23 protein-coding genes and 1 pseudogene are annotated in these 25043 nt (G+C 70.3%); 16 read left to right on the forward strand and 8 right to left on the reverse strand.

Annotation, left to right across the window (positions count from 1 at the left end; genetic code table 11):
• Positions 1–160: 160 nt before the first annotated feature.
• Positions 161–1666, reverse strand: coding sequence for a chromosomal replication initiator protein DnaA (gene dnaA / locus ABME01_RS03280; RefSeq protein ID WP_353826926.1), 1506 nt, complete (start codon positions 1664–1666; stop codon positions 161–163).
• A 411-nt stretch (positions 1667–2077) separates the two neighbouring features.
• Here dnaA and rpmH point away from each other — a divergent pair, with 411 nt between their 5' ends.
• The 9 genes and pseudogenes from rpmH to ABME01_RS03325 all read left to right on the forward strand — a co-directional run bounded on the left by rpmH (position 2078) and on the right by ABME01_RS03325 (position 10504).
• Complete coding sequence (gene rpmH / locus ABME01_RS03285; protein WP_019181680.1) at positions 2078–2215, forward strand: 50S ribosomal protein L34; 138 nt, start codon at positions 2078–2080, stop codon at positions 2213–2215.
• A gap of 8 nt (positions 2216–2223) precedes the next feature.
• Positions 2224–2619, forward strand: a complete 396-nt coding sequence (gene rnpA / locus ABME01_RS03290; protein ID WP_353826927.1) for a ribonuclease P protein component — start codon at positions 2224–2226, stop codon at positions 2617–2619.
• Positions 2619–2915: pseudogene (gene yidD, locus ABME01_RS03295) on the forward strand (membrane protein insertion efficiency factor YidD); the annotation flags it as partial. The gene rnpA and the pseudogene yidD, both read left to right, overlap by 1 nt.
• Before the next feature lie 201 nt (positions 2916–3116).
• Positions 3117–4076 carry a membrane protein insertase YidC gene (gene yidC, locus ABME01_RS03300; RefSeq protein WP_353826928.1) on the forward strand — a complete coding sequence of 320 codons (960 nt, stop codon included), beginning with the start codon at positions 3117–3119 and terminating at the stop codon, positions 4074–4076.
• Between the two features lie 4 nt (positions 4077–4080).
• Positions 4081–4581 (forward strand): Jag family protein, encoded by a 501-nt coding sequence (locus tag ABME01_RS03305; protein ID WP_353826929.1) that lies wholly within the window; start codon positions 4081–4083, stop codon positions 4579–4581.
• 22 nt (positions 4582–4603) lie between these two features.
• Complete coding sequence (gene rsmG / locus ABME01_RS03310; protein ID WP_353826930.1) at positions 4604–5257, forward strand: 16S rRNA (guanine(527)-N(7))-methyltransferase RsmG; 654 nt, start codon at positions 4604–4606, stop codon at positions 5255–5257.
• Positions 5258–5480: 223 nt separating this feature from the next.
• A complete protein-coding gene (locus tag ABME01_RS03315) occupies positions 5481–6536 on the forward strand; it encodes a S66 family peptidase (RefSeq protein ID WP_353826931.1) in 1056 nt (351 codons plus the stop codon).
• Between the two features lie 2067 nt (positions 6537–8603).
• Entirely contained in the window at positions 8604–9530 is a 927-nt protein-coding gene (locus ABME01_RS03320; protein ID WP_353826932.1) for a ParA family protein, read from the forward strand.
• Complete coding sequence (locus ABME01_RS03325; protein WP_353826933.1) at positions 9530–10504, forward strand: ParB/RepB/Spo0J family partition protein; 975 nt, start codon at positions 9530–9532, stop codon at positions 10502–10504. Before ABME01_RS03320 ends, ABME01_RS03325 begins: the two co-directional genes overlap by 1 nt.
• Positions 10505–10535: 31 nt before the next feature.
• Here ABME01_RS03325 and ABME01_RS03330 read toward each other — a convergent pair whose 3' ends face one another.
• The 6 genes from ABME01_RS03330 to ABME01_RS03355 all read right to left on the reverse strand — a co-directional run bounded on the left by ABME01_RS03330 (position 10536) and on the right by ABME01_RS03355 (position 18394).
• Positions 10536–11495 (reverse strand): D-alanine--D-alanine ligase family protein, encoded by a 960-nt coding sequence (locus ABME01_RS03330; RefSeq protein WP_353826934.1) that lies wholly within the window; start codon positions 11493–11495, stop codon positions 10536–10538.
• A gap of 16 nt (positions 11496–11511) precedes the next feature.
• On the reverse strand, positions 11512–12837 hold the full coding sequence (locus ABME01_RS03335) for an aminotransferase-like domain-containing protein (RefSeq protein ID WP_436407389.1): 1326 nt from the start codon (positions 12835–12837) through the stop codon (positions 11512–11514).
• A gap of 162 nt (positions 12838–12999) precedes the next feature.
• On the reverse strand, positions 13000–13323 hold the full coding sequence (gene trxA, locus ABME01_RS03340; protein ID WP_353826936.1) for a thioredoxin: 324 nt from the start codon (positions 13321–13323) through the stop codon (positions 13000–13002).
• A 68-nt stretch (positions 13324–13391) separates the two neighbouring features.
• Positions 13392–14402, reverse strand: coding sequence for a thioredoxin-disulfide reductase (gene trxB, locus ABME01_RS03345; protein WP_353826937.1), 1011 nt, complete (start codon positions 14400–14402; stop codon positions 13392–13394).
• A gap of 172 nt (positions 14403–14574) precedes the next feature.
• Positions 14575–16197: a murein biosynthesis integral membrane protein MurJ gene (gene murJ / locus ABME01_RS03350; protein WP_353826938.1), complete on the reverse strand. Its 1623-nt coding sequence runs from the start codon at positions 16195–16197 to the stop codon at positions 14575–14577.
• Positions 16190–18394 carry a DUF6049 family protein gene (locus ABME01_RS03355; RefSeq protein WP_353826939.1) on the reverse strand — a complete coding sequence of 735 codons (2205 nt, stop codon included), beginning with the start codon at positions 18392–18394 and terminating at the stop codon, positions 16190–16192. The genes murJ and ABME01_RS03355 overlap by 8 nt, the downstream gene beginning before the upstream one ends.
• 118 nt (positions 18395–18512) lie before the next feature.
• Here ABME01_RS03355 and ABME01_RS03360 point away from each other — a divergent pair, with 118 nt between their 5' ends.
• The 6 genes from ABME01_RS03360 (at position 18513) to dnaB (ending at position 23630) form a co-directional block, all read left to right on the forward strand.
• Positions 18513–19946: a CCA tRNA nucleotidyltransferase gene (locus ABME01_RS03360; RefSeq protein WP_353826940.1), complete on the forward strand. Its 1434-nt coding sequence runs from the start codon at positions 18513–18515 to the stop codon at positions 19944–19946.
• 150 nt (positions 19947–20096) lie between these two features.
• Complete coding sequence (rpsF, locus tag ABME01_RS03365; RefSeq protein ID WP_353826941.1) at positions 20097–20468, forward strand: 30S ribosomal protein S6; 372 nt, start codon at positions 20097–20099, stop codon at positions 20466–20468.
• A gap of 5 nt (positions 20469–20473) precedes the next feature.
• Complete coding sequence (locus tag ABME01_RS03370) at positions 20474–20992, forward strand: single-stranded DNA-binding protein (RefSeq protein ID WP_353826942.1); 519 nt, start codon at positions 20474–20476, stop codon at positions 20990–20992.
• A gap of 63 nt (positions 20993–21055) precedes the next feature.
• Positions 21056–21310, forward strand: coding sequence for a 30S ribosomal protein S18 (gene rpsR / locus ABME01_RS03375; RefSeq protein ID WP_353826943.1), 255 nt, complete (start codon positions 21056–21058; stop codon positions 21308–21310).
• A gap of 11 nt (positions 21311–21321) precedes the next feature.
• Positions 21322–21774, forward strand: a complete 453-nt coding sequence (rplI, locus tag ABME01_RS03380; protein WP_353826944.1) for a 50S ribosomal protein L9 — start codon at positions 21322–21324, stop codon at positions 21772–21774.
• 485 nt (positions 21775–22259) lie between these two features.
• Positions 22260–23630, forward strand: coding sequence for a replicative DNA helicase (dnaB, locus tag ABME01_RS03385; protein ID WP_353826945.1), 1371 nt, complete (start codon positions 22260–22262; stop codon positions 23628–23630).
• A gap of 90 nt (positions 23631–23720) precedes the next feature.
• Here the strand turns inward: dnaB and ABME01_RS03390 are convergent, their stop codons facing one another.
• A complete protein-coding gene (locus ABME01_RS03390) occupies positions 23721–24209 on the reverse strand; it encodes a DUF6326 family protein (protein ID WP_353826946.1) in 489 nt (162 codons plus the stop codon).
• 212 nt (positions 24210–24421) lie between these two features.
• Here ABME01_RS03390 and ABME01_RS03395 point away from each other — a divergent pair, with 212 nt between their 5' ends.
• A complete protein-coding gene (locus tag ABME01_RS03395; RefSeq protein ID WP_436407393.1) occupies positions 24422–25039 on the forward strand; it encodes a TetR/AcrR family transcriptional regulator in 618 nt (205 codons plus the stop codon).
• Positions 25040–25043: the final 4 nt, after the last annotated feature.

Consider the following 25043-nt stretch of genomic DNA (forward strand, 5'->3'; position numbering starts at 1 on the left):
GCACAGGCCGTGGCACCGTTTCAACAGCAGCGACGCGGTTGCTCGTTAACAATCCACAGATTGTCCACACCTGTGTGGAATCGCCCGGCGGGCGGTTCCGGGGCCGTCGGACGGGTCGCCGGAACCGCGCGCCGAGCGGCGCGCGCGGCGGCATCCGGGATCAGCGGTAGCGGGCGGTCTGCTTGATGCGGGCGGTCAGTTCGGTGACCTGGTTGTAGATCGAGCGACGCTCCTTCATGAGCTCCGAGATCTTCTTGTTCGCGTACATCACGGTCGTGTGGTCGCGGTTGCCGAAGAGCTGGCCGATCTTCGGGAGCGAGAGGCTCGTCAGTTCCCGGCAGAGGTACATGGCGATCTGCCGTGCGGTCGCCACCGCCTGCGACCGGCTCGATCCGTACAGGTCGTCGACCGTGAGCTTGAAGTAGTCCGCGGTCGCCGTGATGATGTCGACCGGCGCGATCACGTTGTCCGTGTCATCCGTGATCAGGTCCTTGAGCACCGTCTGCACGAGCGGCATGTCGACCGGAGTCCGGTTCAGGCTTGCGAACGCGGTCACGCGGATGAGCGTTCCCTCGAGCTCTCGGATGTTGCTCGACACCTTCGACGCCATGTACTCGAGGATGTCGTCGGGCACCTGCAGGTGCTCGTTCTGAGCCTTCTTCCGGAGGATCGCGATGCGCGTCTCGAGGTCGGGCGCCTGGACGTCGGTGATGAGGCCCCACTCGAACCGGCTGCGCATCCGGTCCTCGAAGCCGGTGAGGTGCTTCGGCGGCACGTCGCTCGTGATCACGACCTGCTTGTTGTGGTCGTGCAGCGTGTTGAAGGTGTGGAAGAAGGCCTCCTGCGTCTCGGCCTTGCCCTGCAGGAACTGGATGTCGTCGATCAGGAGGATGTCGATGTTGCGGTACCGCTGCTGGAAGAGCGAACCGCGGTTGTTCGCGATCGAGTTGATGAAGTCGTTCGTGAACTCCTCGGACGACACGTACCTCACCCGGATGCCCGGATAGAGGCTCTGGGCGTAGTGCCCGATCGCATGGAGGAGGTGGGTCTTGCCGAGTCCCGAGTCGCCGTAGATGAAGAGCGGGTTGTAGGCCTTGGCGGGCGCTTCGGCGACGGCGACGGCGGCCGCGTGCGCGAACCGATTGGACTGGCCGATCACGAAGCTGTCGAAGGAGTACTTGGGATTGAGCCGGGCGTCGCGCGGGCGGTCGACGCCGGCGCTGTCGAAGATCGGTTGCGGGGCGGCCATCGCCTCGGCGGCCTGGTCGCCTCCCATCGGCATCGCGGCCAGGCCGACGCCGCCCATGCCCGTACCCATGCCCGCGCCGGGGAGGCCGGTCGGTGCGGCCGGTCCGGTGATCGGGTCGCCCGTCGCGGCATCCTGCTGCCGGAGCTCCTCGAGCTCGGGATTCACGACGACGTAGAAGGAGGTGACCGGGGCCGGCGAATCGATCGCGCTCATGGCGGAGAGCAGTGAGACCCGCATGCGCTGGTTCAGCATGCTCGCGGTGAAGTCGTTCGGTACTTCGAGGTAGAACGTGCCGGCGGCGATGCCCTTGGGCTCGACGAGGTTGAGGAATCCCTGGAGCATCGGCGTGATGGCCTCGTCGTCGGTGAGACGCTCCAGGACCGTCGCCCACGTCTCGGTGATGGGCTGTTCCGTCATCGCTCCCCGCAATCTCTCGCACCGTCCGGTGGCCGCTCGTCGTTCCCCCCGAACGATCCGAGGAGCGGCCCGAAGGCGTCTGTCCACAGTTGTCCACGGCCTGTGAGCAGTGTCGCGAGAACCGCGGGATTCCGCCGCGCAGGCTGGGGATAACTTGGTGTCACACGCTAGCGAATCGGGCTGCCCCGGACAAATGCCGCGGCGCGGATCCGCCGCGCCGCGGCGTGTCGTTCCGGGCACGAACCTGTGGATCGGTGGAGAATGTCGAGTCCGGAGTGCGCCTCGGTTTGACCGCGATGGCCGCAGGGCCGTAGTTTTAATCAGTTGACCGCAGCCCTTTCGGGCACCGAGTTTTCCCGCCGACGCACCTGTGACGCGTCTGAGCGCGGGAGTCCCAGTCGGAGAAGAAGAATGAGCAAGCGTACGTTCCAGCCCAACAACCGCCGCCGCGCCAAGAAGCACGGCTTCCGCGCCCGCATGCGCACCCGCGCCGGCCGCGCCATCCTCGCGGCCCGCCGCTCCAAGGGTCGCACCGAGCTCTCCGCGTAAGTTCCTCGGTGCTCGCCAAAGCGAACCGCATCACGAGCGCCGATGACTACCGGTCGGTCGTGCGTCGCGGTGCGAAGGTCGCCGGCGCCCATACGGTGAGCTACATCCGCTCACGGGACGCCGGCGCCGACGCGCGCTTCGGCTTCATCGTGTCCAAGAAGGTCGGCACGGCCGTCCGTCGGAACCTCGTCCGGCGACGGCTCAAGGCCGCCGGCCGCGAATTCGTCGACGGTGGAACCTCCGCCGTCGACATCGTCGTGCGCGCACTCCCGTCCGCGGCGGGCGCCGACTACGCAGCCCTTCGCGGCGAGCTGGCGACTGCGCTCTCGGCGCCCCCGAGGCGCGGAGTCCCTCGTGCCGGCCGCCCGGCTGCGTCACGACCGGCGACGACGGAAGGCGCCTGATGCGCGACCTGGCGTGGTTCGTCTGGCTCCTCCCCCGCAACGCGGGCGTCCTGCTGATCCGCGCCTACCGCGCCGTCGTCTCCCCGCTCTACGGCGACGTCTGCCGCTACTACCCGTCGTGCTCCGCATACGGACTCGGTGCGGTCCAGCACCGCGGCCTCGTCGTCGGGTCGGCGCTCACCGCCTGGCGGATCGTGCGCTGCAACCCCTGGTCTGCCGGCGGCATCGACGACGTTCCGCTGCCCAGGGTGCGACGCTTCCACGTCACTCGCTTCGGCCTCGTCATCCCCTCGTCGTGGGCCGGCTCGGCGAGCGAGCGCGGCCGTCACGCGCATCGCCCCGGTCGCCGCCGCGCCGGCACCCCGGTCCCGTCCGCCCCGGAGGCGGCAGGCCGCGCACCGAACGGCCACGACCACTCGCACGTCGGCATCGATCTCGTCGCACGCGACGAACCCGAGCTCTCCCCCATCACGTCCCGGAAGGACTGACCCACCCCCATGGACATCTTCAGCATCATCCTGTGGCCCATCAAATGGGTCATCGAGCTGATTCTCGTCGCGTTCCACTCGCTCTGGACGTTCCTCGGCCTGCCCTTCGACGCCGGGATCACCTGGGTCCTCTCGATCGTCGGCCTCGTCATCGTCGTGCGCGCCGCCCTCATCCCGATCTTCGTCCGCCAGATCAAGAGCCAGCGACGCATGCTCGAGGTCGCGCCGCAGCTGAAGAAGATCCAGGACAAGTACAAGGGCAAGAAGGACCAGTTCTCCCGCGAGGCGATGTCGCGCGAGACGATGGAGCTCTACAAGCGCACCGGCACCAACCCCCTCTCGTCGTGCCTGCCCCTGCTGCTCCAGATGCCGATCTTCTTCGGCCTCTTCTCGGTGCTGAACGACGCCACGCGGCACGCGGAGCGCGGCGGCGTCGGCGTCCTGACGCCGGCACTCGCGGAATCGTTCTCGAACGCGGAGTTCCTTGGCGCCCCGCTCAGCTCCACCTTCATCGAGGCGATGAACGCCGGCGGCCCGTGGCAGGTCATGGTCGTGGCCGTCGTCATGATCGTGCTGATGACCGCGTCGCAGTTCATCACCCAGCTCCAGATCGTCTCGAAGAACATGTCGCCGGAGACCAAGGCGAGCCCCATGTTCCGGCAGCAGCGCATCCTGCTGTACCTGCTCCCCCTCGTGTTCGCGTTCTCGGGCGTGGCCTTCCCGCTCGGCGTGATGTTCTACTGGCTCGTCTCGAACTTCTGGACCATGGGCCAGCAGTTCATCGTGATCCGCAACATGCCGACCCCCGGCAGCGAGGCTGCGAAGGCGCGCGAGGCGCGACTGGCACGCAAGGGCAAGCTCGTCGTCGAGTCGGGAGAGGATGCCTCGGCCGAGGACCAGAAGCCGACCAGCACGCAGCGGCAGCAGCCGATGGGCAAGTCCCGGTCGAAGAAGCAGAACAGGAAGTGACCCGATGACCGACGTCCAGGACGACGCCGCGACCCGTTCCCTCGCGCAGCTCGAGGAGGAGGGCGACATCGCCGCCGACTACATCGAGGAACTGCTCGACATCTGCGACCTCGACGGCGACATCGACATCGATGCCCGCAACGGCCGCGCGTACGTGTCGGTGCATGCCGCGTCGGCGGACGCGAACCTCTCGGTGCTCTCGCGCCCCGAGACCGTCACGGCGATGCAGGAGCTCACGCGGCTCGCGGTGCAGACGAAGACCGGCGCGTTCTCGCGTCTGATCCTCGACATCGGCGGTTCGCGTGACGCACGCCGCGACGAACTCGCTCGCCTGGTCGCCCACGCAGCGGACCGACTCGAGGATGGCGCGGCCGAGGCGGCCCTTCCGCCCATGTCGTCCTACGAGCGCAAGCTCGTGCACGACCTCGTGGCCGAGCGTGGACTGCACTCGGAGTCTCGCGGCGAGGGCGCCGATCGTCACACCGTGATCACGCGGGTCGGCTGAGCTCCGCCGTTTCACGTGAAACATGACTGACACCTCGACCTGGCGCGACGCGCTCGAGCCCGAACCGGATTCCGCCGCGGCGGTCTTCGAGGACCGGCTCGAGCACGTCCGGCGGTTCACCGAGAACCTGGCCCGGGAGGGCGAGGAGCTCGGCCTCATCGGCCCGCTCGAACTCCCCCGCCTGTGGTCCCGCCACATCGTCAACTCGGGGCTCGTCGCGCCACTGCTCCGACCAGGTCGCGTCGGGGACGTCGGGTCGGGCGCGGGTCTGCCCGGCCTCGTGCTGGCGATCGCACGACCCGACGTGCAGTTCACGCTGATCGAGCCCATGGAGCGACGTGTGGCGTGGCTCGACCGACAGGTCGCCGAGCTCGACCTCGAGAACGTCGACGTGGTGCGGGCCCGCGCGGAGGAGGCGAAGCTCGCCGGTCGGCTCGATCAGGTCACGGCCCGCGCCGTGAGCGCGCTCCGCACCCTCATTCCGATCACGGCGCCATTGCTGCGACCCGGCGGCGAGTTGGTGCTCATGAAGGGCGGCGGCGTGCAGGGTGAGATCGGCGCCGCGGAGAAGGCGATCCGCAAGTACAAGCTCCAGGGCGTCGAGGTCCTGGTGCTCGGAGAGGGTGTCGTCGAGGACGTCACCCGGGTGTTCCGGGCCCGCACACCGTCGTCCTGATCGAGGGCCCGACTCGGTCGCGCTGCCGATCCCGTCTTCGCTCCGCCATCGCGCGGTCCGAGCTGCTCGTACCGTGAAGCCCCGCCGCTGCCCGATCGGCCCTGTCCGGCACGAACGCGCCGGCCTGACGCGCCGCACCTGATCACGGCGTCGACGTCGAGTGGATCGACGACGCGCGCGCCGAGTCGTCGGCACGCGCGGGTCACCGCGGGATGATCGAGCAGTGAACGCCCATCGCGTCGAGTCGCCGCCGAAGGCCCGCCCGGGTGATCGCGTCGCGGTGGTCTCGCCGTCGTGGGCGGCACCGGCGGTCTTCCCCGCCATCCACGAGCAGGCGATGCGACGCCTCGCCGATGCGACCGGACTGGTCCCGATCGAGTTCCCGACGACGCGTCGGCTCGACGCCTCGCCGGAGGACCGAGCATCGGACCTGATGTCCGCGTTCGCGGACCCGTCCATCCGGGCCATCGTGGCCACGATCGGCGGGGAGGACCAACTGCGGGTCATCCCCCACCTGGACCCCGACATCGCGCTTCGCGACCCGAAGCCGTTCGTGGGCTACAGCGACAACACGAACCTGCTGCATTGGCTCTGGACGATCGGGATCGGAGGGTTCTATGGCGGAAGCACGCAGGTCCACGTCGGGCCGGGGCCGGGGATCGACGAGGTGCACCTCCGCTCGCTGCGCGCCGCGCTGCTGGACGGCGGCGCACTCGACATCATCGACCCGGGCGAGTCGGAGGACCTCGGCATCCCCTGGGATGACCCGCGGTCCCTTCGCGAGCACGGGGAACGCGAGGCGACGGAGCCCTGGACGTGGTCGGGTGGGTCGCGGCCGGTCAGCGGACGCACGTGGGGCGGCTGCCTCGAGGTGTTGGACTGGATCATGGTGGCCGATCGATTTCCGTTCTCCCCCGATGTCCTGGACGGCACGATCCTGCTCATGGAGACCAGCGAGACGCTGCCATCGGCGGACTGGGTCTCCGGGATGCTGCAGGCGATGGGTGAGCGGGGACTCCTCGCGCCGCTCGCGGGCGTGATCGCGGCCCGCCCGCCGACGAGCTCGCTCACTGAGCACCCGGAGCCGGCCGCGCGCGCAGCTCGGCGCGAGGCCCAGCGGGACGCGATCCTCACCCAGCTCGATCGGTACTGTCCGGATGCGGTCGTCTGCGTCGGCCCGCCGTTCGGCCACACCCGTCCGCAGTGGATCCTCCCCCACGGTGGTCCCGTGGCGCTCGACCCGTCGTCGGGAACGATCTCCGCAACCTACTCCTGGTGATCGCCGAGCGGGTCGACCCTCGTACTCCCTGCTCGCGTTCCACGTGGAACGCGGGCGCCGGCGCCGGTGGGTCCCGTCCGTGGAGCGTGGAGACCCGCGGAACCGAGGATCGATTGTCCTGGCACCGTCCCCGGGGTCTCCTTGGGCGGCTCGTTTCACGTGAAACATCTCGCGCTGCAATGACGACTCGCGCTCCGAGCCGATGCCTCGCGTCGTCGGGCGACGAGTACGCCGGCAGCCTGGTGGAGTTCGCGACGGACAGGATCGCTTCGCTCCACGTACGGTGCGAAGCTCCACGCCACGGGTTCTCGTTCGCCACGTTTCACGTGAAACACGCACCGGGACTGCCCTGAGGACGCAGGAGCGAAGCGAGCGTGCTGGTTCGGGTGGCATGACGGTGCGGGTGGACAGGCCTGACCGACGGGCCAACCCTGGCTGTCGTGACGCGATGCCGATCCGGCGTGGCGGCCGCCAGCGCCGGCGCCGATCCGGAGTCGGGTCGTGCAGGCGGGAACTCGCATCGAGCGGCCACGGAATCGAGCGGAGACGGGGTCGTGCGCGACCCCGACGCAGGGGCACCGTCGGGAGCGGAAGTCCTCGGCGCAGGACGACCTCGGGAATGCACCATGGCCACCGTCCGATCGCCTCTCCCCGGCCATGAACCAGATATCCGATCGGGCGCGATCGCGCCCTGGACGGTCGACGGCGTCATGCGGTGCGGGTGGCCGACTCGTCATGGTCTGCCCGGACGTCACGTCGTTGCAGTGCGGACGGCGTCCGGCTGCGGTTCGAGCGTCGCCCGATGTTCGTCCGAGACGCGTTTCACGTGAAACGGCTCCGGCCCGGGCGGGCCCGAACCGGGTGACGGCACCCGATCGAACGCATCCGTCGGCCGCACGGTCGAGTTCGTGCCGGGCGGAGAGGGCCGTCGATGGCCGAGTCTCGAATGCCCGGCGATCACCTCGTCCCGCGTCTGCGGCGACGATTAGGCTTGGGAGCCGGAAGCCGCGTCGTGAGGGCACGGCGGGGGCGTGGATCGGTCAGGAGCGGGGCATGGCGAACGGTGGGCGGGGCTGGTTCCAGCGGAGGCGACCGGCGCCCGACATCAGTACGCCACGTTCGGAGGATCGAACCCCCGAGCCCACCCGCATCGAGGCCTACGAAGCGCAGCGGCGTGCACAGGGTGGATCTCCGTCGGCGTTCGGCGACGAGCCGGACTTCGATTCCCTGCTGCGTCCGCACGAGTCCTCGGCACGCGCAGGCGCGCCGCGCGATGAATCACCACTCCCGGCTCGCGCTCCCGAGGACGCCGATGACCGTCGGTGGGCGCCCCCGCGCGAGACTCGGATGACGCGCTCCCCCGAGGATCGGGAACCCGGCCCGGTTGCTCGACCCGCAGACTCCGGATCGAAGGTTCACTCGACCGACGACTCCGACTCACGACCTTCGCGCCCCGCCGCGGGTCCGCAGGACCCGGTCGGTCGAGTGGACGAGGCCGGTCACGGCCGTTCGGCTCCCACTCCCGCCCCCCAGGTGCCGCCGCAGGATGCCTCACCCTCCGCTCCGGCGGCTCGAGAGCCCGACGCACGACCTGTCCCGACGCGGTTCGACTGGGATGCCGCGACCGCCGCTGCGCTCGCGGACGATCCCGCACAGTTCGACCCGGTCGGCGAGCAGCCTCGAGCACACGGCGATCCGGACCGCCTGCTCGAGGACATCATCCGCGAGATCGTCGGCGAGCAGACCGCCGATACGGTCTCGAGCCTGCAGGAGCCGGCGTCCCGTCGAAGCGAATCGCGCGAGCACCCCGCCGCATCATCCCCCACGCATCCTGACGTCGGCTCGGACGTGGATGGAAGCTCGCCCCCTCCCCCCTCCGACATCGCTGCGCCCGCGGTCTCGGAGACCGCCGCCGAGGCCGTGCCCGAGGCGGACGGGACGTATGCTGTCGAGGCGGAGAACTCCAGGACGCCCGAGTTCGGAGCGCCGCCCGTCGCCGATCCGGCGCCGGCCTTCCATGCGTACGACGCCCCGCCGACCTCGGTCGCCGCCTCGGCTGAACACGCGGTGGTTTCACGTGAAACATCCCCGACAGACGGAGGAACTCCCCTGGCCGATCAGCTTGCCGACGAGACCCGGCGCCGGAACGCGCTGGATCAGGCGGTGCTGCCGCTCCCCACGGCTCCGCGCGTCTTCACGATCTCGAATCAGAAGGGCGGCGTCGGGAAGACGACCACCGCCGTGAACCTCGCCGCCGCGCTCGCGCGCGCAGGCGCCCGGGTGCTGGTCGTCGACCTGGACCCGCAGGGCAATGCGTCCACCGCGCTCGGTGTCGACCACCGCTCCGACCAGCAGAGCGTCTACGAGGTCCTCGTCTCCGACCTGCCGATCGCCGACGTGGTGCGGCCGTCGACCGAACACGAGAACCTCCACTGCGTTCCGGCCACGATCCACCTCGCGGGCGCGGAGATCGAACTCGTCTCGCTCGTCGCCCGCGAGCAACGGCTGCGTCGCGCCCTGGATGCGCACCTGGATTCGATGGCGCAGCCCTACGACTACGTGTTCATCGACTGCCCGCCCTCCCTCGGCCTGCTGACGATCAACGCGTTCGTGGCGGCTCGCGAGGTGCTGATCCCGATCCAGTGCGAGTACTACGCGCTCGAGGGGCTGTCGCAGCTCCTGAGCAACATCGACCTGATCGAGCGTCACCTCAATCCGGAGCTGCGCCTCTCCACCATCCTGTTGACGATGTACGACTCGCGGACGAACCTCGCCCAGCAGGTCGCGCAGGAGGTCCGTGAGCACTTCCCCGCGCAGACGCTCGACACGATCATCCCGCGGTCCGTCCGCGTCTCCGAGGCGCCGAGCTACGGCCAGAGCGTGATCACGTACGACTTCACGTCGACCGGCTCCCTCTCCTATCGCGAGGCGGCGGCGGAGATCGCGTGGCGTGGTGCCGAGCGTGGGACCGAACAGCAGAAGGAGTCGAGCTGATGGCGACCAAGCGCACCGGACTCGGGCGCGGGATCGGCGCCCTGATCCCCACCGATGAGCAGGCCAAGCGCCCCGAACGCCCGGTCGACGTGTTCTTCCGCGAGTCCGACACCCCGGCCACCGCCGTGGCCGCGGTCGAGCAGGCCGCGGATGCCAACCTCGTGACCGTCCCCGGAGCCCACCTCGCGCGGCTCGCACCGGACGACATCGTGCCGAACGCCCAGCAGCCGAGGACGAGCTTCGACGAGGACGATCTCGCCGAGCTCGTCCACTCGGTGCGCGAGTTCGGTGTCCTGCAGCCGATCGTGGTCCGACCGCACGCCGATCAGCCCGGCAAGTACGAGCTCGTCATGGGCGAGCGCCGACTGCGCGCGACCAAGGCCGCGGGCCTCGAGAGCATCCCGGCCGTCATCAAGGACACCGCCGATGAGGCGATGCTCCGCGACGCCCTGCTCGAGAACCTCCACCGCTCCCAGCTGAATCCGCTCGAGGAGGCCTCGGCGTACCAGCAGCTCCTCGCCGACTTCGGCATCACGCAGGAGGAGCTCGCGAACCGGATCGGCCGCTCACGTCCGCAGATCTCCAACACGTTGAGACTCCTCAAGCTCCCCGAGGCGGTGCAGGTGCGGGTCGCCGCAGGAGTCCTGAGCGCCGGACACGCTCGCGCCATCCTCGCGGCCGGCGACCCCGAGGCCATGCAGCGGCTGGCCGACAAGATCGTGAACGAGGACCTCTCGGTGCGCGCCGCCGAGGCCATCGTCGCCCAAGCGCCCAAGCCCGGTCGCGTGAAGCCCGCCGCGGGCAAGCGCCAGGAGTTCCTCGACGACCTCTCGACGCGTCTGGGAGACCGGCTCGACACGCGCGTGCGGATCTCGCTCGGTGCACGAAAAGGCCAGATCAACATCGATTTCGCGACGGTTCAGGATCTTCGCCGGATTCTCTCGGAGCTCGGCGAGAACCTCGAGGGGCTCTGACCCGTTCCGAGCCGTACCGCGACCGACCCGGTCAGGCGCCTCGTCGCGCCGCCGCGCGGACGAGCTCGTCGTAGACCGTCGCGGCGTCGGTCGCCGAGGCCTCGATCGCGAGCGGCAGGAGGGACGTCTCGGTCAGGCCCGGCATCACGTTCGCCTCGAGGAACCACGCGGTACCCTCGTCGTCGACGATGAGGTCCACGCGCGAGAGGTCCCGGAGCCCGAGGGCCCGGTGCGCGTCGAGCGCCACCGCCGCGGCGTGGTCGATCGTCTCCTGGTCCAGCCGGCAGGGTGTGAAGAACGTCGTCTCCCCCGCGTTGTACCGGGCCTGGAACGAGTAGACGCCCGCCGACGGCACGATCTCGACGGGAGGCAGTGACCGCTCGGCGCCCTCCGACTCGACGATGCCCACCGCGAGCTCGGTGCCGATGATCCGACGTTCGACGATCGCGACGTCGGAGTAGGTGAATGCGTCGACCATCGCACGCGGAAGCCTCGCCGGATCCTCGACGATCGTGACGCCCTGAGCCGAGCCGCCGGAGCCGGGCTTGACGACGAGATCGCCGGGAAGGGCGTCCCGCACGACTCCGAGGACGCTCGCCGCGCCAAGTTCCCGGAACGCCTCGTGCGAGAGCACGATCGACTCCGGGACCGCGACGCCTTCGCGCCGGACGATCGAGCTGGCGACGGGCTTCGACCAGGCCCGCCGCGCAGCGGCACCGGTGGAGCCGACGGTCGGGACGCCGAGCGCGGCGAGGAGTTCGAGCAGCGTGCCGTCTTCCCCGCTCGATCCGTGCAGCGCGGGGAACACCACGTCGGGGCGGTGCTCGGTGAGGCGCGGCAGCAGGCCGGCGTCGGGATCGAGCAGCTCCACCCGGTGCCCCGCCGACGAGAGCGCATCCGCCACGCGGCGGCCCGACCGCAGCGAGACATCTCGTTCATGCGAGATCCCCCCGGCGAGCACGACGACGGAGAGTCCGTTGGAATCGCTCATGATCAGGGGTTCTCCATCATTTCAGGTCGGTTGGCGGGGCGAGCTCGATGCCGGGGCGATCGGGCAGGTGCAGGGTGCCGGTGCCGGCGAACGTGTCGAGCAGGTCGAGCTCGCCGTTCACCACGGTGGCGAGGCGCCGGATCCCGACTCGGATCGATTCCGGCGTCGGGTAGCAGAACGAGAGCCGCATCGCATGCCGTCCGCGTCCATCGGCGAAGAAGGCCGTCCCCGGGGTGTAGGCGACGAGCTCGCGCACGGCACGCGGCAGCATCTGCTTGGAGTCGAGGACGTCGGGCAGGCTGACCCACACGTAGAAGCCGCCGTTCGGGTCGGTCCACGTCAGCTGCGGAAGGTACTCCCCCAGCGCACCCACCATCGTCTCCTTGCGTTCACGGTAGACCTCGCGGAACGCGTCGATCTGGCCGCGCCAGTCGGCCTCGGAGAGGTACTCGGAGACGACGAGCTGGCTGAACGACGACGGGGAGAGGATGGCCGACTCGGCGGCGAGGATCAGCTTCTCGCGGATCGCGTGCGGCGCGAGCGCCCACCCGACGCGGAAGCCCGGTGCGAGCGTCTTCGAGAAGGACCCCAGGTAGATGACGCCCTCGGAGTCCATGGACCGCAGCGCGTCGGGGGCCGGCTCGTCGAAGTGCAGCAGGCCGTAGGGGTTGTCCTCCAGGACGAGGATCTCGTTCGAGCGGCAGATCTCGAGGATCTCGGGCCGCCGCGCCGCCGAGAGGGTCACGCCGGCGGGGTTGTGGAAGTTCGGGATCGTGTACAGGAACTTGATGCGACGGCCCTGCCCGCGCAGGTGCGCGATCGTCTCGCGCAGCGCATCGGGGATGAGCCCCTCGTCATCCATCGCGACGTGCACGACCGACGCCTGGTAGGACCGGAAGACGCCCATCGCGCCGACGTACGAGGGCGCCTCCGCGAGCACCACGTCGCCGGGGTCGAGGAACAGCTTGGCGACGAGGTCGAGCGCCTGCTGCGATCCGGTGGTCGTCACGACGTCGTCGACGGAGGCACCGCGGATCCCCTCGAGCGACATGACCTCGAGGATGTGCGCCCGGAGCGCCGGGATGCCCTGCCCGGAGCCGTACTGGAGCGCGACCGGCCCCTGTTCGCGCATCGTCCGTTCGAAGGCCGACGTGATGAGCTCCTGCGGCAGCGCCGAGACGTACGGCATGCCGCCGGCGAGCGAGACCACCTCGGGGCGCGAGGCCACGGCGAACAGGGCGCGCACCTCCGACGCGGCCAGGCCGGCCGCACGGTCGGCGTAGTTCGCGTACCACGGGTCGAGGTTGTTGCCGGCCCGGGCGGGCACTCCGTCGGAAGTCACTGCTGGGGGTTCCGTTCTGCTCAGGCATCCCATGCTAGCCAGCGGCCCGCGCCCGCCCGAACCGGATGACGCTGCGCCCGCCGGGCACCCCGATCGCCGCACGCGCGAGGGCCCGGCCCCGCAGCGCGGGAGCCGGGCCCTCGGACGTGCCCGAGCGCGACGTCAGCCGATGAACTCGGCGAGGTCCTGCTCGAGGATCGGCTTGGGCTTCGCGCCGATGACGGTGCGAACGACCTCGCCGCCCTTGAAGACCTTCATCGCCGGGATGGCGGTGATCTGGTACTTCATCGCGAGGCCGGGGTTCTCGTCGACGTTCAGCTTCACGATGTCGAGCTTCTCGGAGTGCTCGGTCGCGATCTGGTCGAGGATCGGGCTCACGGCGCGGCACGGGCCGCACCACTCGGCCCAGAAGTCGACCAGGACGGCCTTGTCGTTCTGCAGCACCTCCTGGTCGAAGGTGGCCTCGGTCACTGCGCGTGCAGTCATGCGTCTCTCCTTGCTGTCGGCAGGGTTCGTGGCGGTGGCGTCGAAGTCCGACGCCACCGGAGGTCGGGTCAGCGCGCGGCGTCGGCGAGGTCGACGGCGACGAGGTGGTCGACCTCGGCGGCCTCCTCCGATGCGGCCTCGGGCTCGTCGCCGGTGTCCTCGAGGGCGGCGAGGTAGTGCTCCGCGTCCAGCGCGGCGACCGTCCCCGAACCCGCGGCGGTGACGGCCTGGCGGTAGGTGGGGTCGATCACGTCTCCGGCGGCGAACACGCCGGCGACCGAGGTGCGGGACGAGCGGCCGTCGACCGCGATCGTGCCCTCGGGCGTGAGATCGAGCTTTCCGTGCACGAGGTGCGTGCGCGGGTCGTTGCCGATCGCCACGAACAGCCCGTCGAGGTCGAGCGCGCGGACGTCGCCCGACACGGTGTCGCGGAGCGAGACACCGGTCACGGCGGTGTCGCCGTGGATCGCCGACACCTCGGCGTTCCAGACGAACTCGATCTTCGGGTTGTCGAAGGCACGCTGCTGCATGATCTTGGACGCCTTCAGCTGGTCGCGACGGTGGATGACGTAGACCTTCTCGGCGAAGCGGGTCAGGAACGTCGCCTCCTCCATCGCCGAGTCGCCGCCGCCGACCACCGCGATCTTCTTCTCGCGGAAGAAGAAGCCGTCGCACGTGGCGCACCACGAGAGTCCGTGGCCGGACAGGCGTTCCTCCTCGGGCAGGCCGAGCTTGCGGTAGGCGGATCCGGTCGCGAACACGACGGCCTTCGCCTCGTGCTCGGCGCCGCTGCCGAGCTTGACGCGCTTGACGGGACCCTCGAGCTCGAGCTCGACGACGTCGTCGTAGACGACCTCGGTGCCGAACCGCTCGGCCTGGGCCTGCATCTTGCCCATCAGGTCGGGGCCCATGATGCCCTCGGGGAAGCCCGGGAAGTTCTCGACCTCGGTGGTGTTCATCAGCTCGCCGCCGATCTCGACGGAGCTCGCGATGAGCATCGGCTTCAGCTCGGCGCGAGCCGCGTAGATGGCGGCGGTGAAGCCCGCCGGCCCCGATCCGATGATGATGATGTCGCGCAAACCCGCTCCTGTCGATCCTGTGCACTGCTCGGGCATCCGACGTGAGGATGCCACGACAAGGTGAACACAGTCTAGGCGGCCGGTATTCCGGTGCTTCCGTGCTCTCGGGCGGGTCTCAGGGAGCCTGCGGGGCGGCATGGGAGGGCGGCCGCCCGAGCGCCCCGGGATCGGCTCAGCGGCGCCGGAGCCGCGCCAGCACCGGCGCGGCGAAACCGCGCAGTTCCGGCGAACGGAGGAGCCAGAGGATCCCGAAGTAGAGCGTCGCCATCACGAGGCCGGCGAGTGCCATGGCCAGGATGGCGCCGAGGCGGTCGGCGATGGCGAAGCCGCCTTCGGTGAACGCGCCGAGCGACCACACGACGGCGACTCCTGCCGCGACCGGAAGGACGACGCCGACCACGTCGCGGCCGAGGCTCGCCACGACCCGCCGCCCGTCGAGCGTGCCGAGTCGGCGGCGCAGCAGCGTCACGGCCACGATCAGCTGGACGGTCCCCGCGACGGTGGTCGAGAGCGCCACGCCCACGGCGAGCCACTGCAGCGGCAGCAGCATGCTGGTGAGCGCAAGGGCCGTGAACACGACGACCTGCACGAGGGTGAACAGGAACGGCGTGCGGGTGTCGCCGAGCGCGTAGAACGTGCGCTGCACGACGAAGAGGACGCTGAACGGCAGGAGGCCGATCGCGAACGCGATGATCACGTTGCCCAGGGCCGACGCGTTCGCGAGGTTGCCGGGCTGGAACACCGCGGCGAACGGGTAGGCCACCACGATGAGCACGGCCGACGCGAGGAGCAGGATCAGGCCGATGCCGCGCACGGCGGCCGAGAGGTCGTCGCGGACCCGGTCGAGGGCGTCGTCGCGAGCGTGCTCGCTCATGCGCGTGAAGTAAGCGGTCGCGATCGAGACCGTGATGACCGAGTGCGGGAGCATGAAGATGAGCCAGGCGTTCTCGATCGCGGCGATCGAGGCGTCGTCGCCGGACGCCGCGCTCGCCACCCGGGTCTGCACGATGCCCGCGAAGGTCGTCAGCAGCAGCATCCCGAACGTCCACCCGGCCATCCGGCCCGTGGAGCGCAGGCCCACGCCGCGCCACTGGAAGTCGGGGCGGTAGCGCAGGCCGATGCGGCGCCAGAACCAGAACAGCACGACCGCCTGCACCACGATGCCGAGCGTCGCCGAGCCTGCCAGCAGCGCGACCATGCCCGGCGTCCACTGGTCGGCGGTGCGAGTGCCGTCGGGGTCGAAGCCGAACAGGAGGCCGAAGGCGACGAGGCCGGCGAGGGCCACCACGTTGTTCAGGACCGGCACCCAGGTGAAGGGGCCGAAGCTGCGTCGGGCGTTCAGCACCTCGCCGAGGAGGGTGTAGAGCCCGTAGAAGAAGATCTGCGGCAGGCACCAGAACGCGAACGCCGTCGCGAGCGAGAGGGTGTCCGGCGGCAGGCTGCCGCCGTAGATCCACGCCAGCAGCGGGGCCGCGGCCGTCGCGACGACCGTGGCTCCGCCGATCACGACCAGGGCGAGCGTCACGAGCTTGTTGATGTAGGCGCTTCCGCCGTCGGCGTGCGCCGCCGCCCGGACGATCTGGGGAACGAGCACCGCGCTGAGCACGCCGCCCGCCACGATGACGTAGACCGTGTTCGGAAGGCCGTTGGCCACGGCGAAGGCGTCCGCGCTCGCGGAGCCGACGACGCCGATCGTGGCGGCGAGCACGATCGCCTTCAGGAATCCGAGCAGGCGCGAGACGATCGTGCCCGACGCGAGGAAGATGCTCGCCCGGGCGATGCGGTCCTCAGCCATCCGTGGGTTCCTCCTGGCGTTCGGGTCGCGCCGCGGGCTGCGCCCGAGCGTGCTCGTCCTGCGGGCCGGCGTCCTCCGCCGGGGCCGCATCGGTCTCGGGTCCGGCCTCCGGCGCCGCGTCCGCCCGGGCGTCGCCGGTCGCGGTCGCGATGCGTGCCCGGCGCCGGCGGCGCACCGTGCGCACGATGCCGACGGTGAAGACGAGGACGGCGGTCGCGGCGAGCACGGCCGCCCCGACGCCCTCCCAGTCGGCATGCACGTTCGCGGGGATCGTCACGGTGCCGCCCACCGGGGTGCCGGAGGGAGAGCTGAGCGACACGACGAGGTCGACTTCGCCGGAGCCGACGCCCGCCTCCACGGGGACGCGGATCGTCTGGCGGCTGACGCCCTCGACGGTGGCCTCGACCGCGTCCTGGACGAGCAGCCGGCCGTTCGAGGGGTCGACCGTGAGGACCACGTCGACGGCGTAGGGCAGGTCGTTCTCGACGGTCACCGGGATGCCGGTCTCACTCGCGACGACGAGCACGCTGCTGCTCGGGACGACGCGCACGGCGTCGGTGAGCGCGCGCTGGTCGATCAGCCAGCGGCCGACGGCCTGGCTCCAGTCGGAGCTCGCCTCCGGCTCGAGCCACCCCACTCCGAGCAGCGCGAGCAACTGGCGTCGCGCGGGGTTGGAGAGCAGCGACGGGTCGGACAGCACGTCGGAGAAGGCGTCGACGGACTGCTCGGCGGCGAGGAGCCTCCCGATGTCTCGGATCCGCTGCGGGTCCTCGGGCATGGACGCCAGCGTGCGGGCCTGCGGCGGCGCGCCGATCGCCTCGGCCAGGGTCGCGCCTCGCGACCAGTCCGATCCGTCGAGCTCGCGCAGCGTCGCTCCGACGCGATCCGCGTCGGCCCCCGCCGAGCGGGCGAACGTCGCCAGCATCACCGACGAGCCGTCGGCCGGGGACACGGCGAGCTCGGCGAGCAGCCGTGCGGTCTCCCCGCGCCATCCCACCTCGGTCTCGGCCGCGGCCGCCGCCCGCAGCGCGTCCTGGACCCGCGAGTCGGCCACGACCGCGGCGCGCCCGTCGATGGTGGAGGCCGCGTTCGAGGTCGCATCCGCCGGCTCCACGTTCCCGGGGGCGAGGATCGAGGTCGTCAGGCCGTTGGCGGCGATGCGGTCGAGGTCACCTGACGCGACGGTGTCGTCGGCCGGCCAGGCGATGTCGGTGCGCGTGAACGCCCACGCGACCAGGTCGTCATCGGAGGGCGTCTCCCCCGCGCCGGTCGTGACACCGCCGAGGGTCACCTCACCCCAGAAGTCGCTCGCGTCGATCACGTCCGACAGTCCGAGCGGCTCGAGCGGCGCCTCGAGGCCCGCCTGGGCCTGGCCGGCGAGGTCGGCGTCGGCGTACGTGAGGGGGAAGACCTCGTTGGGCATGCGGTCGAGCGCATCGAGCCACTCCACGGCCGACTCGGGCGCCGAGGCGCCGAGCACGCGGATCGATGCGAGGATGCGCGGATCGACGGCGACGGCGACGGGCAGGCCCGTGACGGCCTCGAGCTGGCGTGTGAGCAACCCGGTCGGGCCGGTCCAGGACTCGAGGTCGTCGGCGGGGACGAGCCCGTCCGAGCTCGCGGGCACGCTCAGGGGGTAGGCGAGGGCGAGTGCCGGCTGCGACGAGCGCTCGACCCGGGTGTTCGCGACCGCCGTGCGGTCCGAGGAGATCTCGGCGCCGTCGATCGTGAGCGACGCACTGAGGCCGATCACGGGATCACCCGCGTCGGTGGCGTCGTCGGGGAGCGTGATCCGGTAGGTCGTCGCGGCCCCCACGGAGAGCGTGGCGGATGGCTGCTGCTGGACCACGCGCGAACCGGCGGCGCCGGAGAGCCACGCGTCGAGCCCGGCGGCATCGTCGATCCCCGTGCGCGCGACGCCCAGTCGGAGCTCTCCCGCCGGCACGGGGGCGTCCGAGCCGTTCACCAGCTCCACCTCGACCTCGAGCGGGTCGCCGGCCGCCGCCTGCGGGGCGACGACGGGAGCGACGCTCACGCGGACCCCCTCCTCATCGGCGGCGACGGCGCGCCACGGACCCGCTGGTCCGCCGAAGGGCACGATCGCGCCCGCACCCGCCAGGGCCGCGGCGAGGGCCGCGGGGGCGAGCAGGGAGAGAAGTCGGCGCAGGCGTCGAGGAGGGTTCGACTCGGCCGGCATGGAGGCGATTCTACGGCGTGGGGACTGCGAGGATGCGGCGTCCGCGGGCGCCGGTGCGGCGGGTCGCGCGCTGGGCGCTCGGCGCCCGGCGTGCGTGCGTCCTGCCTAACATGGAGCAATGCAGAGTGTCGCGGAGGCCCTCGACCGGCTGACGGGCCTGGCGGCCTCGCCGACGGTCGCCACGCTCGCCGACGCCTTCGAGGCGGCCGGCTTCGAGCTCGCCCTGGTCGGCGGGCCCGTCCGCGACGCGTTCCTCGGCCGGTCGACGAACGACCTCGACTTCACGACGGATGCCACGCCCGACGAGATCCTCGGCGTGGTGGCGCCGATCGCCGAGGCGCACTGGGACATCGGGCGGGCGTTCGGCACCATCGGCGCCAAGCTGCACGGGCACACCGTCGAGATCACGACCTACCGCGCCGACGCGTACGACGGGAATTCGCGAAAGCCCGAGGTGGAGTTCGGAACCTCGCTCGAGGACGACCTCGTGCGTCGCGACTTCACCGTCAACGCGCTCGCGCTCCGGCTCCCGGCGCGCACCCTGGTCGACCCGTCGGGCGGGGTCGAGGACCTCATCGCCGGCATCCTCCGCACCCCCTCGGCGCCGGAGGTCTCGTTCGGCGATGATCCGCTGCGGATGATGCGGGCCGCGCGCTTCGCCGCCCAACTCGACTTCGACGTGGAGCCGGGCACGCTCGCGGCGATGGGCGCGCTCGCCCCCCAGATCGAGCGCATCTCGGCGGAGCGCGTGCGCGACGAGCTGTCGAAGCTGCTCATGACCGGTGAGGCGAGCCGTGGCATCCGCCTGCTCGTCGACAGCGGGATCGCGGCCCGCGTGCTGCCCGAGGTCCCCGCGCTCCGGCTCGAGATCGACGAGCACCACCACCACAAGGACGTGTACGAGCACAGCCTGACCGTGCTCGACCAGGCGATCGACTACGAGGTCTCGCGCGGTGAGCTCGACTCCCCCGACCTCGTGGTGCGCCTCGCGGCACTGCTGCACGACATCGGGAAGCCCGCCACGCGCAAGCTGGAACCGGGTGGTGCGGTGTCGTTCCACCACCACGACATGGTCGGCGCGAAGCTCGCGAAGAAGCGCCTCCGGGCGCTGCGCTTCGACAACGACACCGTGAAGGCGGTCTCACGGCTCATCGAACTGCACCTGCGATTCTTCGGTTACGCCGATGGCGCCTGGTCGGACTCGGCGGTGCGCCGCTACGTGCGCGACGCCGGCGACCAGCTCGAGCGGCTGCACATCCTGACCCGGGCGGACGTCACGACCCGCAACCGCCGCAAGGCCGACCGGCTCGGCTTCGCCTACGACGACCTCGAGGAGCGCGTCGCCCGCCTCGCCGAGGAGGAGGAGCTCGCGGCGGTGCGGCCCGAGCTCGACGGCGAGCAGATCATGTCGGCGCTCGGCATCCGCCCCGGGCCGGTCGTCGGGCAGGCCTACAAGTACCTGCTCGACGTGCGCCTCGACGAGGGACCCATCGGCGAGGACGCCGCACGCGAGCGCCTCCTCGCCTGGTGGGCGGAGCGCGGCGAAGCCTAGGCGCCCGACGGATGTGCGCAGGGACGCGGCATCCGTTACGATATGAAGGTTGTCTGCGCGCCCGACTCCGGGCCTCCGCGGTACGACGCATGAACACCCTCCTGTCACAGACCGTCTGTGACCGCTGAGTCCGAAGGAGGTGGGTCTGTCATGCACCAGTACGAGCTGATGGTCATCCTCGATCCGTCGATCGACGAGCGCACCGTTGCTCCGAGCCTCGACAAGTTCCTCAACGTCATCCGCAACGATGGCGGCACCGTCGACACCGTCGACATCTGGGGCAAGCGTCGCCTGGCCTACGAGATCAACAAGAAGTCCGAGGGCATCTACGCCGTCGTCAACTTCACGGCCGAGTCGGCCACCACCGACGAGCTCGACCGCCAGCTGAACCTCAGCGAGGCGATCATGCGCACCAAGGTCCTCCGCACCGAAGAGGCCGTCGCCCGTGCCGAGAAGGTGCGCGCCGACGAGGCCAAGCGTGCGGCCAAGAAGGCGACCGCCGCCGCCAAGAAGGACGCCTAGTCCTCATGGCCGGCGAGACCGTCATCACCGTGGTGGGCAACCTCACCGCCGACCCCGAGCTGCGCTACACGCAGTCGGGGCTCGCGGTCGCGAACTTCACGATCGCGTCGACCCCCCGCACGTTCGACCGTCAGGCGAACGAGTGGAAGGACGGCGAGGCGCTCTTCCTGCGTGCGAGCTGCTGGCGCGAGTTCGCCGAGCACGTCGCAGGGTCGCTCACCAAGGGAACCCGTGTCATCGCCTCCGGGCGTCTCAAGCAGCGCTCCTACGAGACGAAGGAAGGCGAGAAGCGCACCACCATCGAGCTCGAGGTCGACGAGATCGGCCCGAGCCTGCGCTACGCCACCGCGTCCGTGACGCGCGCCCAGTCCAACCGCGGCGTTGGCGGCGGCTCCTCCTCCTACGGGGGCGGGTCCGGCCGGTCCGATGACGCGTGGGCGCCGAGCGCACCGTCCCAGTCGTCCGGAGGTGCCGACGTGTGGAACACGCCGGGCACCAACTTCGGCGACGAGACGCCCTTCTAACACTCCGGGCGCCGGCCCCGTGGCCGGCCCGCCCGATCCGATCTCCAAGACAGGAAAGAATCCATGGCTGGAAAGAGCAGCGGCGACCGCCGCAAGCCTCGCAAGGGCCCGAAGAACGCCGCCCCGGCGAAGTCCGTCAAGGTCGGCGTCATCGACTACAAGGATGTCGCGACCCTTCGCAAGTTCATCTCGGAGCGCGGCAAGATCCGCGCCCGTCGCATCACCGGTGTCTCCGTGCAGGAGCAGCGCCTCATCGCCCGCGCCGTGAAGAACGCGCGCGAGATGGCGCTCCTGCCCTACTCGGGCTCCGGCCGCTAAGGAGCACGACAATGGCAAAGGTTATCCTCACGCACGAGGTCTCGGGTCTCGGCGCCGCCGGCGACGTGGTCGAGGTCAAGAACGGCTACGCCCGCAACTACCTGGTCCCCCAGGGCTTCGCGACCCCGTGGACCCGCGGCGGCCAGAAGCAGGTCGACCAGATCAAGGCCGCGCGCGCCGCGCGCGAGCTGCACTCGCTCGAGGACGCGCAGTCCCTCAAGGCGAAGCTCGAGGACGGCAAGGTCCGCCTCGCCGTCAAGGCCGGCCTCGGCGGCCGCCTCTTCGGTTCGGTCAAGCCGGCCGACGTCGCGACCGCGGTCGCGGACGCGGGCCTCGGCGACATCGACAAGCGCAAGGTGGAGTTCCCCGCACCGGTGAAGTCGGTCGGCGACCACGAGGTCACCGTCCGTCTCCGCGAGGACGTCACCGCGACGATCACCCTTCAGGTGGTCGCGGCGAAGTAGTCGCATCGACACGACGCGGCGGCGGGCGATGGGCCCGCCGCCGCGTCGTTTGCGTGCACCGCATTACACCCGTTCGGAGTGCGCGCGCAAGACCTCGTTCCGGGGCGTTGTCCTCAGCTTTGTGCACAGGAGGGGCGCGTCCGTATCCGGAATTGAGAAGAACTTTTCCCCCACAGGTGTGGATGCCGAGAATACCTGTTCAGGGCACATTTCACTCCCGCATGTCCACGGGATATCCACAGTTCTCCACAGGCTGTGTGCACAAGTTCCACGGCGTTTCGCCCACGTCCTCCACAGAGTTATCCACAGGCTGGCTTGTGCGCTCGGAACCCCTTATCTATCGTGATTCAGCGTCACCTTCAGGGGTGGTCGGAGCGGGTGCTCCCGCCGGCTCGAGAGGGTGGCCTGGGGGAACGTGTGGGCGGGTCCTGATAGGTCTGGGACCGAGGCGGGAGCCCGCCCGGAAAGCGAGCCGGAGGTAGCAGTTGTCGATCGCGCACATCGGGGTCGCCGAGCCCGTCGACGCCGACTCTCGGCGAGGCGAGCGGACCCCGCCGCACGACCTGCTCGCCGAGCAGAGCGCGCTCGGCGGCATGATGCTCTCCAAGGACGCGGTCGCCGACGTCATCGAGACCCTGCGCGGCATCGACTTCTACGTGCCGAAGCACGAGGTCGTCTTCGACGCCATCCTCTCGCTCTACTCGCACGGCGAGCCGACCGACGTGATCGCGGTCACCGACGAGCTCACCAAGACCGGAGACCTGCAGCGCGCCGGCGGGGTGGAGTACCTCCACACGCTCACGAGCCTCGTCCCGACGGCGGCCAACGCGGGCTACTACGCCTCGATCGTCGCCGAGCGCGCGCTGCTGCGCCGGCTCGTGGAGGCCGGAACGCGCATCGTGCAGATGGGCTACTCGGGCGAGGGCGAGGTCGTCGACCTCGTGAACAACGCCCAGGCCGAGATCTACAACGTCACGGGCTCCGTCGAGAGCGAGGACTACGTCCCGCTGACCGACGCCATCGGCACCGCGATCGACGAGATCGAGGCCGCCAAGCACACCGACGGGAAGATGACGGGCGTGCCCACCGGGTTCGCCGACCTCGACGACCTGACGAACGGCTTCCACCCGGGCCAGATGATCATCGTCGCCGCGCGTCCCGCGATGGGCAAGTCCACGCTCGCGCTCGACTTCGCCCGGTCGGCGGCCGTCACGCACGACCTCCCGACGATCTTCTTCTCCCTGGAGATGGGGCGCAGCGAGATCGCGATGCGCCTGCTCTCGGCCGAGGCATCCGTGCCCCTCCAGAACATGCGCAAGGGCACGGTCGACACGCGGGACTGGACGACGATCGCCTCGACGCGCGGGCGCATCAACGATGCGCCGCTCTACATCGACGACTCCCCCAACATGACCCTCGTCGAGATCCGCGCGAAGTGCCGGCGCCTCAAGCAGCGGGTGGGCCTGAAGATGGTCGTGATCGACTACCTCCAGCTCATGACGAGCGGCAAGCGCGTCGAGAGCCGGCAGCAGGAGGTCTCCGAGTTCTCGCGTGCGCTGAAGCTGCTCGCGAAGGAGCTCCAGGTTCCCGTGCTCGCGCTGTCGCAGCTGAACCGAGGTCCCGAGCAGCGTGCAGACAAGATGCCCGCGCTCTCCGACCTCCGCGAATCGGGCTCGATCGAGCAGGACGCCGACATGGTGATCCTCCTGCACCGCGAATCCGCGTACGAGCGCGACAGCCCGCGCGCAGGCGAGGCCGACCTCATCGTCGCCAAGCACCGCAACGGCCCCACGCGCACCGTGACCGTGGCCTTCCACGGGCACTTCTCGCGCTTCGCGGACATGGTGCAGGTCTAGGCGCTGCCGCTGCCGGCGTCGGTGACGCCGACCGGCGACGGGGCGTGAGGCGCCCGTCGGGCACCCCCCACCCCGTCTCGATCGATCGTGCTACCGAGTGCGAACGGCCGCACCGTCGGGGCCGGTCGAGGTGTGCGCCGACCGCGCAGTGCGGGGCCAGGCCCAGGCGGACCGCAGCACGAAGGCGAGCAGCAGCAGCTCGAGTCCGATGGAGAGGGCGTAGAAGGAGGCCCAGTCCCAGGTCTCGCCGACCGCGTTGAACATCGTGACGGGGATGTACAGCGAGGCCACGACGAGGTTGGCCACGCGGTTGACCCGGGCGGGGAGCGCGACGGAGAGCACCACCATCAGCGACGGGATCGAGATGAGTGCGAGGAACCCGGTGATCAGCGCCGGCTGGACGTCGAATTCGAAGACGACGCCGGCCAAGATGTCGTCGACGACGCCGGGTCGGTAGAGGTGCAGGTAGTCCACGTAGATGTAGAGGAACATGAAGCTCGTCCAGGCGGCGGCGAGCTTGGCCTGCACGGGGATCGGCGCGTTCTCGAGCGGGTTCCGGGTGTTCGTCGTGGTGGTCATCGGTCCTTCTTTCACGGGGGTGTTCCTCCGCCGGAGCGGCGGCGGCTCGGACGTCCGGCCACGATCCCAATCGTTCGTACACCGTACGTCGTACACTGTACTCTGCGCCGTACGCTGTACGATTGTCAAGACGTCCGATCGAGCGAGGAGACCCGGTGCCCACGAGCGAAGACCGTCAGGGGGCTGCGGAGGCGGGGCTGAGCAAGGACCGGCTGGCGGTCGAAGCCGTCCGGCTCGCCGACCGGGAGGGGGTCGACGGACTCAGCATGCGGCGGCTCGCCGGCGTGGTCGGCGCGGGCGCGATGTCCCTGTACCACTACGTGGCGAACAAGGAGGAACTGCTCGACGCCATGATCGACCTCGTGTTCGACGAGATCGAGCTTCCGCGAGACGAGCCCGACTGGCGGGCGGCGATGCGACGGCGCGCGGTGTCCGCCCGACAGGTCCTCGCACGCCACCCGTGGGCGATCAGCCTGATGGAGTCGCGGACCTCGCCGGGACCCGCCAACCTGCGGCATCGCGAAGCGGTCACCGCCTGCCTGAGGCGCGCCGGCTTCTCGGTCGTGATGGCGACGCACGCCAACTGGGTGCTCGACAGCTACGTCTACGGGTTCGCCCTCCAGGAGGCCGGCCTGCCGTTCGACACCGCCGACGAGCTCGCCGTCATGACCGAGGGCGTCTACCTGCCGCAGCTTCCCCCGGACGAGTTCCCCTACCTCAACGAGTCGGCGGCGGAGCTCGTCGCGGCCGGCTACGACCCGTCGGAGGAGTTCACCTTCGGCCTCGACCTCGTCCTCGCCGCCCTCGAGCCCCTCAGGGCGTCAGGATAGGGCG

The sequence above is a fragment of the Agromyces litoreus genome (genome assembly GCF_040496015.1).
GTDB lineage: Bacteria > Actinomycetota > Actinomycetes > Actinomycetales > Microbacteriaceae > Agromyces > Agromyces litoreus.